Origin of the sequence: Streptomyces sp. NPDC005402, assembly GCF_040606575.1 — a bacterium.
GTDB lineage: Bacteria > Actinomycetota > Actinomycetes > Streptomycetales > Streptomycetaceae > Streptomyces.
Window position 1 is genome coordinate 29659 of sequence record NZ_JBEXFB010000024.1, and the last position, 12328, is coordinate 41986.

Sequence of the window (12328 nt, forward strand, 5' to 3'; positions counted from 1 at the left end):
GAGCTACCGAACGAGGAGGCTGGGATGCGGTTCAAGGACAAGGTGATCATCGTCACCGGGGCCGGCCAGGGCATCGGCGAGGGGTACGCCCGGGCGCTGGCGGCCGAGGGTGCGCGCGTGGTGGTCGCGGAGCTGAACGAGGAGCAGGGGCAGCGGGTCGCCAAGGAGATCGGCGACGCCCTGTTCGTGCGGACCGACGTGGCCGACCCCGCTTCCGCCGAAGCACTCGGCGACACCGTGATGCGCGAGTTCGGGCGGATCGACCACCTGGTCAACAACGCGGCGATCTTCCACGGCATGCGCCGCGAGGGCATCGTCACCGTCGACTACGACTACCTCGACCGGTTCCTGAAGGTCAACCTGCTCGGCGCGCTGCACGTCACCCGCGCCGCCCTGCCACACCTCAAGGAGGGCGCGGCCGTCGTCAACCAGTCCTCCACCGCGGCCTGGCAGGCCACCGGCTTCTACGGGCTCGCCAAGGCCGGCATCAACCACCTCACCGCCTCCCTCGCAGCCGAACTCGGCCCGCGCGGCATCCGCGTCAACGCGATCGCGCCGGGCCCGACGGACACCGAGGCGGCCCGCAGCATCATCCCCGAGGAGTACCGCACGGCCATGGTGCAGTCCTTCGCCCTCAAACGCATGGGCACGCCCACCGACCAGGCGGGCGCCCTGAAGTTCCTGCTCTCCGACGAGGCCGCCTGGGTCACCGGACAGGTCATCGCCGTCGACGGCGGATCGGTGGTGCGGCTGTGAGCGGTCTCGTCGTCAAGTCCCAGCTGATCGACGGCAAGCTCGTCGCCGCGGACAGCACCTTCCCCTCGTACAACCCCGCCAACGGCGACCTGCTCGGCCACGCTCCGGACGCCACGAAGGCCGACGCCGGGGCCGCGATCGCCGCCGCCCGCCGCGCCTTCGACACCACCGACTGGGCCACGGACACCGAACTGCGACTGCGCTGCCTGCGCCAGCTGCACACCGCACTCGACGACCACCGCGAGGAGCTGCGCGAGCTCACCATCGCCGAGGTCGGAGCACCCCGCCAGCTCACCCACGGCCCCCAACTCGACGAACCCATCGGCCTTGTGACGTACTACGCCGACCTCCTGGAGACCTACGAGTTCACCGAGGACCTCGGGGAGAAGGAAAGCCGCGGCCGGCGCCACCACCGCTGGGTGGAGAAGGAGGCGGCGGGGGTCGTCGCCGCCATCCTGCCCTACAACTTCCCCAACCAGCTCGCTCTGGCCAAGCTGGCCCCCGCGCTCGCGGCGGGCTGCACGGTCGTCCTCAAAGGCGCCCCGCAGACCCCCCTGACCACCCTCGCGCTCGGCGAACTCATCGCGGAGCACACCGACATCCCGCCCGGTGTCGTCAACATCCTCAGCTCCTCGCGCGCCGAGACCGGTGAAGTGCTCACCACCCACCCCGACGTGGATCTCGTCACCTTCACCGGCGCCACCACCACCGGGCGGGCCATCATGGCCGCCGCGGCCGACACCGTGAAACGGGTCTTCCTCGAACTCGGCGGCAAGTCCGCCATGATCGTCCTGGACGACGCGGACTACACCAAGGCCGCCATGTTCGCCGCCTTCACCATCTGCTCCCACTCCGGCCAGGGCTGCGCTCTCACCTCCCGCCTCCTCGTCCCGCGGGCCGACCACGACCGGATCGTGCAGCTCGTCGCGGCCGGCATGGAGCGCGTAATCGTCGGCGACCCGAGGGCTCCGGAGACCGCCATGGGCCCGCTCATCAGCGAGGAACAACGCGACAAGGTCGATGCCATGGTGCGGCGCGCCGTCGAGGCCGGGGCGAGACTGGTCCGCGGCGGCAAGCGCGTAGACCCCGGCTGGTTCTACGAACCCACCCTCCTCGCCGGCGTCGACCCCGACAGCGAGATCGCTCAGGACGAGGTCTTCGGACCCGTCCTCGCGGTCATCCCCTACGACGACGAGGACGACGCCGTCCGCATCGCCAACCACTCGAAGTACGGCCTGTCCGGCGCCGTGCACAGCGCCGACGACGAGCGCGCCATCCGCCTCGCCCGCCGCATCCGCACCGGCACCTTCTCGATCAACGGCGGCAACTACTTCTCCGCCGACGTGCCGTTCGGCGGATTCAAACAGTCCGGCATCGGCCGGGAGAGCGGACGCGCCGGGTTCGAGGAGTTTCTGGAGGAGAAGGCCTTCGGCCGCGTCGTGCCCCCCGAGGAGGTGGCATGAAGCCGCTCGAAGGCATCCGCGTCCTCGAAGTCGCCATGTACGGCTTCGTGCCCTCGGCCGGGGCCGTGCTCGCCGACTGGGGCGCCGACGTCGTCAAGATCGAGCACGCCGTCACCGGCGACCCGCAGCGCGGGCTGCGCCAGACCGGCTCGTTCCGGGTGGAGGGCGACCCCAACCCCAACGTCGCCCACGCCAACCGCGGCAAGCGCTCCCTGGGCCTGGACATGTCCCGACCCGAGGGCCGCGAGGTGCTCTACGAACTGGTCAAGGACTCCGACGTCTTCCTCACCAGCCTCATGCCCGGCGCCCGCGCCCGCCTCGGCATCGACGTCGACGACATCCGCGCCGTCAACCCGCGCATCGTCTACGCCCGCGGCACCGCCCTCGGCCCGCGCGGCCCCGAGGCGGACAAGGGCGGCTACGACATGACTGCCTTCTGGGCGCGCGCGGGCACCGCCGCCAGCATCACCCCGCCCGGCAGCGACGGCCTGATCAGCCCGCCCGGACCCGCCTACGGCGACACCGTTTCCGGCACCAACCTCGCCGGTGGCGTCGCCGCCGCCCTGCTGCGCCGGGAGCGTACCGGCGAGGCCCCCGTCGTGGACGTCTCCCTCCTTGGCAGCGGCCTGTGGGCGCTCGGCCACACCATCGCCGTCTCCGTCCACCTGGACCGCCCCTGGGAGGGGGTGACGCCCAGTGCCCACGGCTCACCCACCAACCCGCTCTCCGGGCTCTACCGCACCGCCGACCACCGGTTCATCGCCTTCGTCATGCTCCAGCCGGCCAAGTTCTGGCCCGACGTGTGCCGCTGCATCGGCCGGCCGGAACTCGCCGACGACCCCCGCTTCGCCACCGCCGAGGCCATCGCCGAGCACACGAAGGAGGCGGTGAAGATCCTCCGCGAGGTGATCGCGAGCCGCACCCTGACCGAGTGGTCCAAGGACCTCGCCGCGCTCGACGGACCCTGGGCACCCGTCCAGGACACCCTCCAGGCCGCCGCCGACCAGCAGGTCCGCGCCAACGGCTACATCGGGCAGGCCGGCGAGCTCGAACTGGTCACCAGTCCCGTCCAGTTCGACGTCGAGGACACCCGCCTCCAAGCCGCCCCGGAGTTCGCCGCCCAGACCGAGGAGATCCTCGCCGAGCTCGGCTACGACTGGGACCGCATCCTCGCCCTCAAGGCGAGCGGCGCGATCACCTGACCGTCGGGCCGGGGCGCCCGGCCCACGCCACCCCCGCACTCCCTCACCTCCCTCGGACGACGGCGTCCGAGCTCCCCGAGGAGGCACCATGCGCAGGATGCTGATCGGCGCGGCCACCGTGGTCGCGCTGCTGCTGGCCGGCTGCTCCACCCGGTCGGGTGACGGCCCCGACACCGACTCCGCACCGCGGTCGAGCCCCGCCGCCGAGAGGAGCTCCGACTTCGGCACGCTGAAGGACCTTTGCGGCCCCGGCACCGCCAAGACCTCCTCCGTCCAGGGCGTCACTGACGACGAGATCCAGGTCGGCGTCATGTCCGACATCGGCTTCACCAAACGGTCCGAGTTCGTGGACGCCGCGAAGGTGTTCACGTCCTGGTGCAACGACGCGGGTGGCATCAACGGCCGCGACCTCGTCCCCGTCACCCGCGACGCGAAGCTGATGGAGGTCCGCCAGCGGGTGCTGGAGGCCTGCAAGGCAGACTTCGCGCTCGTGGGCGGCGGCTCGGCACTGGACAGCCTCGGTGTCAAGGACCGGCTGAAGTGCCTGCTGCCCAACTTCCCCGCCCAGTCCAGCCAGATCGGCGCCATCGGCTCCGACCTCCAGGTCCTCGCCTCCGGGCCCACCGCCGGGTACTTCCAGTACGCCGGCTACTACTCCTGGCTGCTGAAGGACACGTACCCGGACTCGGCTGGGAAGGTCGGTGTGATCGCGGGCGACTCTCCGGTCACCAAGGTCATGGCCGCCCAGTTCAAGGAAGCCGTCGCCGGTCTCGGCGGCACGGTCTCCTACAGCGACCTGTACCCGGCGGCCGGAGTCTCCGACTGGACGCCCTACGCCCAGTCGATCAAGAAGGACGGCGTCAAGGGGCTCGTCTTCCTGGGCGACTTCGCGAGCCTGGCCAAACTGGAGCAGGCCCTCACCGGCATCGGGTACACCCTCGACTGGATCGACGCCAACAGCAACGCCTACGGCCCCGCCTTCCCGCAACTGGCCGGCGCCGCCCTGGGCAAGCAGCACAACTACGCCGAACTCCTCGGCACCGCCCCGCTGGAGAGCGCCGGGGACAACCCGGCCGTCCAGCAGGTGATCGACCTGTTCGAGAAGTACGCCCCCGGCAAGCAGGTCACCTACCCGGCCCTGCGCGCCTTCTCCGCCTGGCTGCTGTTCGCCACCGCCGCCCGCGACTGCGCCGAGCTCACCCGCAAGTGCCTGTACGAGAACGCGATGAAGAACACCGCCTTCACCGCCGGTGGCCTGCAGGCCCCCTTCGACCTCACCTCGAAGGAGCCGCCCAAGTGCTACGTCATCGTCGAGGCGACCGCCAAGGGCTGGCAGGCGGCCGACTTCCAACCCGACCACGGCGCCTACCGCTGTGACGCCCCCACCTACAAGTACAAGGGCGACTACGGCAAACCGGCCACCCTCGCCGACGTCGGCAAGTCCCTGGCCGACCTGACCTGACATGAACCGGAGGTGAGCGACGTGAAGGTACGCGTCGACCCCGAGCGCTGCCAGGGGCACACCCTGTGCGCCATGCGCGCCCCCAAGGTCTTCGAACTCAGTGAGATCGACGGACACTCCTCGCCGGTCGCCGAGGACGTCCCCGGAGACCAGGAGGACGCCGTGGTCGAGGCCGTCCGCTCCTGCCCCGAACGCGCGATCGGCGTGTTCTGAGCCGTACCCGGCGGACCGAGAGGAAGCACAGCCCATGACCGCACCGGACACCACCGGCGACGAGGCCCGCAAACAGCCCCGCGTCCACTTCGACCGGCACGCACCGGAGTACCGCGACCAGTTCGAGGAGCAGACCCGGGCGTTCCACTCGGGCTGCCCGCTCGCCTGGACCGACACCTACGACGGCCACTGGGTGGCCGCCGGCAACCGTGAGCTGCTCGCCTTCGCCCGGGCCGGTGAGAAGCTGTCCAACGACCACGACGTGCACGGCGAGCGCCGCGGCTACCGCGGGATCAGCATCCCGGCTCCGCCCCGCGGCAGGGGCTTGCGCGGGGGTTTCCTGGAGATGGACCCGCCCGAGCAGCGCGCCTACCGCACCGCCCTCAACCCCTACCTCTCGCCGGCGGCCGTCCAGCGATGGATCCCGTTCATCGACGACGTGGCCCGGGCCTGTATCGACGAACGCATCGAGACCGGCCGGATCGACTTCGTCGACGACCTCGCCAACATCGTCCCGGCCGTCCTCACGCTCGCCATGATGGGCATCCCGCTGAAGAAGTGGGAGCTGTACAACGAACCCGCCCACGCCGGCGTCTACACCCCGCCCGACTCGCCGGAGATGGCACGGGTGGTGGCGGCTCACATGGCGATGATCAGGGACATCGCAGCCACGCTGCAGGAGGTCCGCGCTCACCCCCGCCCGGGCCTCGTCGACGCTCTCGTCCACCTGGAGATCGACGGCGCGGCCCCGCGTGAGGAGGACCTGGTCGGCGCGCTGGCCCTGCTCATCGGCGGCGGCTTCGACACCACCACCGCCCTGACCGCGCATGCCCTGGAATGGCTTTCCCAGCACCCCGGTGAACGGGCTCGGCTGAGCGGGGAGCGGGACACCCTGCTGGACACCGCCACCGAAGAGTTCCTGCGCTACTTCACCCCCGCGCCCGGCGACGGCCGTACCGTCGCCGAGGACTGCGAGATCGCGGGCGCCGAGTTCAAGGAGGGCGACCGGTTGTGGCTGTCCTGGGCGATGGCCAACCGGGACCCGAAGGTCTTCACCGACCCCGACCAGGTGGACCTCACCCGCAGCGGCAACCGCCACACCGCCTTCGGTCTGGGCATCCACCGCTGCATCGGCTCCAACGTCGCGCGGACCGTCTTCAAGCGGATGCTGCTCCAGGTCCTCGACCGGATGCCCGACTTCGTGTGCGACCCCGAGGGCACGGTCCACTACGAGACCATCGGCGTCATCCAGGGGATGCGCCACCTCCCGGCGACCTTCACGCCGGGCAACCGCCTCGGACCCGGACTGGTGGAAACCCTGGAGAACCTTCAACAGGCCTGCGACGAGCAGGGACTGGCCGAGCCGGTCACGGTCCGCAGGGCGGAGGCGAAAATCCGTTGAGCGAGACCGGGGACAACGTCCGTCCACAGCCGGAAATCCGCCAGGAGACCGAGTTCTTCTGGACGTCCGGCCGGGACGGACGGCTCCGCTTCCAGACCTGCACCGCGTGCCGGGCACTGATCCACCCGCCGCAGCCCGTCTGCCGCCACTGCCGGGGACACGAGACCGAGGTCGGGGAAGCCTCGGGCTTCGCCACCCTGATCGGCTTCACCGTCAACCACCGTTTCCCGTTCCCCGGCCTGCCCTCCCCGTTCGTCGTCGCCCAGGTGGCGATCGAGGAGGACCCGCGCGTCAGGCTGACCACCAACGTCGTCGGCTGCGCGCCGGAGGACCTGCGGATCGGCATGCGCATGGAGGTGGTGTTCGAGCAGGCCGGCGAGGCATGGCTCCCCCTGTTCCGGCCGTGCGCCGAGCAGCCCCCGCCCGAACCCCTGCCTGAGGACCCCCCGGTCACCACGCATCTGCGCCCGGCGCTGACCGGAGTCCGGTTCGAGGACCGCGCGGTCATCAGCGGCACCGGCGCCTCACGCATCGGCCGCCGTCTGATGGTCCCGCCCCTCGACCTCACCGTCGAGGCCTGCGAGAAGGCCGTCGCCGACGCGGGTCTCACCCTCGACGACATCGACGGTCTGTGCACCTACCCCGGCGGCGGCGCCTATGGCGGCTTCGCCGAAGGCGGTGTGACCGCGCTGGAGTCCGCGCTCGGGATCCGCCCGGTGTGGCACAACGGCGCGGGGGAGACCCCCGGCCCGGGCGGTTCGGTGATCGCCGCGATGCTCGCGGTCGCGGGCGGCCTGGCCCGGCACGTGCTGTGCTTCCGCACGGTGTGGGAGGCGACGTACGGCGCACTCGCCCGGCAGGGCAGGATCTCCGTGCCCCGACGGGCGGACGCGGAAGGCTGGTTCAAGCCCTTCGGTGCCGTCTCGCCCGCGGTCATGCTCGCGATGAACGCCCAGCGGCACATGCACCGCTACGGCACCACTCGGGAGACCCTCGGCTGGATCGCCCTCAACCAGCGCGCCAACGCGTCCCGCCACCCGGACGCGATCTACCGCGACCCGCTCACCATGGACGACTACCTCACCGCGCGCACCGTCACCACCCCCTTCGGCCTCTACGACTGCGACGTCCCCTGCGACGCCTCCGTCGCCGTCGTCGTCTCCGCCGCCGAGACCGCCTCCGACCTCCCCGGGCCACCGGTGCGCGTCGAGGCCGTCGGCACGCAGATCGTCGAACGCCCCGAATGGGATCAGTCCACCCTCACGCACGAACCCCAGGTGCTCGGCCAGGCAGCCCACCTGTGGACGCGCACGGACCTGCGTCCCGCCGACGTGGATTTGGCACTGCTCTACGACGGCTTCACCTTCAACTGCCTGTCCTGGATCGAGGCGCTCGGCTTCTGCGGCATCGGCGAGGCCCGCGACTTCCTGGACGGAGGCAAGAACATCGCCCCGGACGGCCCGCTTCCCTTGAACCCCCACGGCGGTCAGCTCTCCCACGGCCGCACCCACGGCATGGGCCTGCTCCACGAGGCCGTGCTCCAGCTGCGCGGCCAGGCGGGGCAGCGGCAGGTCGCGGGCGCGCGCACCGCGGTGGTCTCCAGCGGCGGGCTCACCCCCAGCGGCGTACTCCTGCTCAGGACGGACGCATGACTTCCAGGACTGCGGCATGACCTCACTCGAACCCGAACTCACCACCGCCGTACGCCGGCAGGTCGTCGACGTGCACGGCGTCCCCGCCTCCGCACTGGTGGCCGAGGTGCCGCGACCGCAGGCCGTGATCGTGGCCCTGCACGGCGGCGCCACCACCTCGGCCTACTTCGACCACCCCGGGCACCCGAGGCTCTCCCTCCTGCGCACCGCCGCCGCGGCCGGCTTCACCGTCCTCGCCCCGGACCGCCCCGGTTACGGCAGTTCCGCCGGGCACGAGGACCACCTGCGCACATCCGGCCGGCGCACCGACTTCGCGTACGAGGCCGTTGAGGCGCTGCTGAAGGACCGTGAACGCGGCGTGGGCGTGTTCCTGTGGGCGCACTCGGCGGGCTCCGAACTCGCGCTGCGCATGGCAAGCGACCCGCGGGTCGGGGAACTGCTCGGCGTGGAGCTGGCCGGAATGGGCCGGGTGCACCACCCCCGGGCCGTGCGGGCGATGGAAGAGTGGCGGAGCGACCCGACCCGCACCCGGCCCAGCCTGCGCCAGGCGCTGTGGTACCCGCCGCAGGCCTATCCGCCCGACGTACACGGCGGACAGCGCATCGGCGCGGCCTCGCCCACCTACGAGGGACACCGGGAGGGCTGGCAAGAGGACCTGACCCGGCTGGCGGCGCGTGTCGCGGTGCCGGTCCACATCACCCTCGCCGAACACGAGCAGGTGTGGATCAACGGGCAGGAGGGCCTGTCGGACCTCGCCTCGCTGTTCACCGGCTCACCTCGCGTGGTGCTCCACGAACAGGCGGGGGCGGGCCACAACACCAGCGTCGGGCGGACCGCCCTCGCATACCACCTGCACGTCCTGGCCTTCGTCGAGGAGTGCGCGCTCGGCGTGCCCGCGCTACCCGCGGAACGGGGACGGCGCGATGGGTGAGGCCTTCGACGCCGCGCTGCTGGTGGTCCGGCTCGTACTGGGCGCGGTCATGGTGGCGCACGGCTGGAACCACTGGCGGGGCGGGGGCGGCATCACCGGCACCGCGCGCTGGTTCGCCGGCCTGGGGCTGACCCGGCCGCGCCTGCAGGCGTGGCTCAGTGTGGTCACCGAGATCGGCGCGGGCGCCCTCCTGGTGCTCGGACTGCTCACGCCGCTGGCCTGCGCGGCGGTGCTGTCGGTCATGCTGGTCGCCGGGCTGCTCGCCCACCGGCCGCACGGGTTCTTCGTCTTCAAGGAAGGCTGGGAGTACGTCCTCGTCCTGGGCGTGCTCTCCCTCGCGCTCGGCGCCTGGGGTCCGGGGGAGTACGCGGTGGACACGGCGGCCGGCACCGCGGTCACGGGGTGGGCGGGCGCCGGTGTCGTACTGGGACTGGGCGTGGTGGCGACCGCCGGACTGCTCGCTGCGTTCTGGCGCCCCCGGAGGACTGCATGAGCAGGCCTTCGCTGCGCGTGGGATTCATCGGACTGGGCAGTCAGGGCGCGCCCATGGCACGCCGCATCATCGCCGCCGGACACGAGACGACCATGTGGGCCCGCAGACCCGCCACGCTGATTCCGTTCGTGGACAGTGGTGCCAAGATGGTCTCCTCGCCCGCCGAACTGGCCATGACCAGCGACCTGGTGTGCCTGTGCGTCGTCGATGACGCCGATGTCGAGCAGGTGGTCACCGGACCGGACGGGGTTCTCGCCGGGCTGCGCCGGGGCGGAGTGATCGCCGTCCATTCGACGGTGCACCCCGACACCTGCCGCCGCCTGGAGACGTCGGCCCGCACGTGCGGCGTCTTTCTCGTGGACGCGCCGGTCAGCGGGGGCGGCCGGGCGGCCGACCAGGGCTCCCTGGTCGTCATGGCGGGCGGGGACCCGCAGGTCTTCGCCTACTGCCGCCCGGTGTTCGCCACCTACGGCGACCCCGTCGTCCACCTCGGCCCGACCGGCTCCGGCCAGTTGGCGAAGATCCTCAACAACCTGCTGTTCACGGCCCATCTGGGGCTCGCCGCGGATGTACTTGGGCTGGGGGCCACCCTCGGTCTCGGTCGAGCGGCGCTGAGCCGGGTGCTGCCACGCGGCAGCGCGGCCAGCTTCGCGCTGGAGCGGGTCGCCGATGCCGGCGGCGGCCTGGACCGCATCGCTTCCCACGCGGGGAGCCTGCTCGCCAAGGACGTGCGCCTCTTCGCCGAGATCGCGGACAGAGCCGACGTGCGCGAGGGGGCGGTACTCCGGGGGGCGGCCCTGGCCGCTCTCGCCGCGATGGGACGGTGAGGGGGAGGAGGCGAACGCACTCTCGCCCCCGGGCCGCGCCCGTGCGTACTGTGTGCGAGCACCGTGCGTACTGTGTGCGAGCACCTCTCCACCGCAGGAAGGGGCAGGACATGGTGTCTGACCGGCGTGAGCAGATTCTGGAGGCCGCGCTGGAGGTCATGGCCGCCCACGGCTTCAAGGGCACCTCGATCGACGCGGTGGCCGATCGGGCCGGCCTTACTCGGCAGGGCGTCCTGCACTACTTCCCCAGCAAGAAGCGGTTGCTGCTGGAGATCCTCAGTTTCCGCGAGGAGCTCGCCCGGGAAAACCTGGCGGGACGGCGGGTCGGCGAGGACTGGGCCGGTGACTTCGCCGAGACCGTAGCCTTCGAACAGAGCCGTCCGTCGCTCGCCACCGTGTACAGCGTGGTGCTGGCCGAGGCGGTCACAGGCCAGGAACCCGCGGCCGGCTTCGTCCGGAAGCGGTGCCGCTCCGTGCAGGACCACCTGGTCGCGAGCCTGATCGAACGGTACGGGGAGCGCGTGCCCAGCGGGCTGAGCGCGCCGACCGCCGCGGCTGCCGTGCTGGCGCTGATCGAAGGCGTCCACCAGCTCTGGCTCGTGGACCCGGAGGCGGAGCGCTATCCGCAGATCGTCCGGGAGGCCATGGCGGTGCTCCTCGGCACCGGCACGACTGCCACGGAGGGTCAGTCCCCTGCGACGAAGGGGTAGATGCGGGTGAAGTCGGCGTCGGGTTCCGCGGCGGCGAACGCCTCCCACACCGATCCCGTCACCGTCCCCATGGTCCGGGCGCCGCTCAGCCGCCGTACCTCTTCCAGGTACAGCCGCACGTCCTTGACCATCAGCGCGTTGCTGAACCCCGAGGCGTAGCGGCCGGTGAGCACCTCGCTGGGGAACTTGTCCGCACTGGCTCCGCTGCGTCCGCTGGAGGCGTTGAGCACCTCCAGCATGACGGCCGGGTCCAGCCCGGCGGCCCGTCCGAAGGCTACGGCCTCGCTGGTCGCCACGAGCGCGGTCGCAGAGAGGAAGTTGTTGGCCAGTTTCAGCGCCTGCGCCTGCCCGGGCCGTTCACCGACTCTGCGCCGCCGGTCGCTGAGACCGGCCAGGACCGGCTCCACCCGGGCGCAGTTCTCGTCCGTCCCGGCGTACATGACCATCAGGGTGCGCCGGCGCGCCCCGGCCACCCCTCCCGACACGGGCGCATCCACGTACGCCAGCCCCATCGCGGACAGCACGCGGGCCGCCGCCACCCCCACTGTGGACGTGTCCACGACGTGAGTGACCTTCCGGTCCCGGGCGGCACCGAGGTCCCGCACCACCTCCTGGCAGACCTCTCCGTCCGGCAGGCTGAGCACCACGGTCGCCGCTGCCCGCGCCACGTCCGCCGGGCCCGGCGCCCAACGGGCCCCCAGCGGGGTCCGAGCAGGACCGGCGGCGTCATACGCCACCACCTCGAACCCGGCCCGGACCAGGTTCGACGCCAGCACGCCGCCCATGGCGCCCAGTCCGACGCAGCCGACCACGGCCGGGCGGCCCGTCACTCCCCCTCCCGTGCGCCACCGTAGGCGGCGATCTGGAACAGCAGCTCGTCGACCTCGGAGTCGGTGACATCGGCGCCCGCCCACGCGCCCCACGTCCCGGACACCGGGTGGTCGTGGAACTCGGTGGGTACGGGATCGCCCGGAGGCAGACGTGTGCCGTCGTCGCCCGGGATCTCCGCGCGAGCCGCGGCCGCGGCTCGCCGCCATTCGCCGTCGTACATCCGCGCTCTCCTTCTCCGCCCCGGCGCTGGGCCGGGCCTGACCGTGATGAGCTGAGCCGTCTTCGGGCCCTCGCCAGGAACGCGAGGGAGGCTGGGCGTGGACGCGGCCGTCCAGGACCGTCGTCGTTGCGGCCGTCCGGGATGACATCACCGTATCGACCCGCCG

13 protein-coding genes are annotated in these 12328 nt (G+C 71.8%); 11 read left to right on the plus strand and 2 right to left on the minus strand.

Annotated elements, in window-relative coordinates; genetic code table 11:
• Positions 1 to 24: 24 nt before the first annotated feature.
• The 11 genes from ABZT02_RS35800 (at position 25) to ABZT02_RS35850 (ending at position 11111) form a co-directional block, all read left to right on the plus strand.
• Positions 25 to 756: an SDR family oxidoreductase gene (locus ABZT02_RS35800; RefSeq protein ID WP_356025224.1), complete on the plus strand. Its 732-nt coding sequence runs from the start codon at positions 25 to 27 to the stop codon at positions 754 to 756.
• Positions 753 to 2219 carry an aldehyde dehydrogenase family protein gene (locus ABZT02_RS35805; protein ID WP_356025226.1) on the plus strand — a complete coding sequence of 489 codons (1467 nt, stop codon included), beginning with the start codon at positions 753 to 755 and terminating at the stop codon, positions 2217 to 2219. Before ABZT02_RS35800 ends, ABZT02_RS35805 begins: the two co-directional genes overlap by 4 nt.
• On the plus strand, positions 2216 to 3421 hold the full coding sequence (locus tag ABZT02_RS35810) for a CoA transferase (protein WP_356025228.1): 1206 nt from the start codon (positions 2216 to 2218) through the stop codon (positions 3419 to 3421). The genes ABZT02_RS35805 and ABZT02_RS35810 overlap by 4 nt, the downstream gene beginning before the upstream one ends.
• Before the next feature lie 88 nt (positions 3422 to 3509).
• Positions 3510 to 4883, plus strand: a complete 1374-nt coding sequence (locus tag ABZT02_RS35815) for an ABC transporter substrate-binding protein (RefSeq protein WP_356025230.1) — start codon at positions 3510 to 3512, stop codon at positions 4881 to 4883.
• Between the two features lie 12 nt (positions 4884 to 4895).
• A complete protein-coding gene (locus ABZT02_RS35820) occupies positions 4896 to 5096 on the plus strand; it encodes a ferredoxin (RefSeq protein ID WP_234311998.1) in 201 nt (66 codons plus the stop codon).
• A 34-nt stretch (positions 5097 to 5130) separates the two neighbouring features.
• Positions 5131 to 6498, plus strand: coding sequence for a cytochrome P450 (locus ABZT02_RS35825; protein WP_356025233.1), 1368 nt, complete (start codon positions 5131 to 5133; stop codon positions 6496 to 6498).
• Positions 6495 to 8150, plus strand: coding sequence for an OB-fold domain-containing protein (locus ABZT02_RS35830; RefSeq protein WP_356025235.1), 1656 nt, complete (start codon positions 6495 to 6497; stop codon positions 8148 to 8150). Before ABZT02_RS35825 ends, ABZT02_RS35830 begins: the two co-directional genes overlap by 4 nt.
• Before the next feature lie 16 nt (positions 8151 to 8166).
• A complete protein-coding gene (locus tag ABZT02_RS35835; protein ID WP_356025237.1) occupies positions 8167 to 9081 on the plus strand; it encodes an alpha/beta fold hydrolase in 915 nt (304 codons plus the stop codon).
• On the plus strand, positions 9074 to 9574 hold the full coding sequence (locus tag ABZT02_RS35840; protein ID WP_356025239.1) for a DoxX family protein: 501 nt from the start codon (positions 9074 to 9076) through the stop codon (positions 9572 to 9574). Before ABZT02_RS35835 ends, ABZT02_RS35840 begins: the two co-directional genes overlap by 8 nt.
• Positions 9571 to 10401, plus strand: a complete 831-nt coding sequence (locus ABZT02_RS35845) for an NAD(P)-dependent oxidoreductase (RefSeq protein ID WP_356025241.1) — start codon at positions 9571 to 9573, stop codon at positions 10399 to 10401. Before ABZT02_RS35840 ends, ABZT02_RS35845 begins: the two co-directional genes overlap by 4 nt.
• 110 nt (positions 10402 to 10511) lie before the next feature.
• The gene (locus ABZT02_RS35850) at positions 10512 to 11111 is read left to right on the plus strand and encodes a TetR/AcrR family transcriptional regulator (protein WP_356025243.1); all 600 of its coding nucleotides are present in this window, start codon (positions 10512 to 10514) and stop codon (positions 11109 to 11111) included.
• Here ABZT02_RS35850 and ABZT02_RS35855 read toward each other — a convergent pair.
• Together ABZT02_RS35855 and ABZT02_RS35860 are read right to left on the minus strand one after the other, a co-directional pair.
• Positions 11087 to 11941, minus strand: coding sequence for an NAD(P)-dependent oxidoreductase (locus ABZT02_RS35855; RefSeq protein ID WP_356025245.1), 855 nt, complete (start codon positions 11939 to 11941; stop codon positions 11087 to 11089). The two genes, ABZT02_RS35850 and ABZT02_RS35855, sit on opposite strands and share 25 nt — an antisense overlap.
• A complete protein-coding gene (locus ABZT02_RS35860) occupies positions 11938 to 12162 on the minus strand; it encodes a hypothetical protein (RefSeq protein ID WP_356025247.1) in 225 nt (74 codons plus the stop codon). The genes ABZT02_RS35855 and ABZT02_RS35860 overlap by 4 nt, the downstream gene beginning before the upstream one ends.
• Positions 12163 to 12328: the final 166 nt, after the last annotated feature.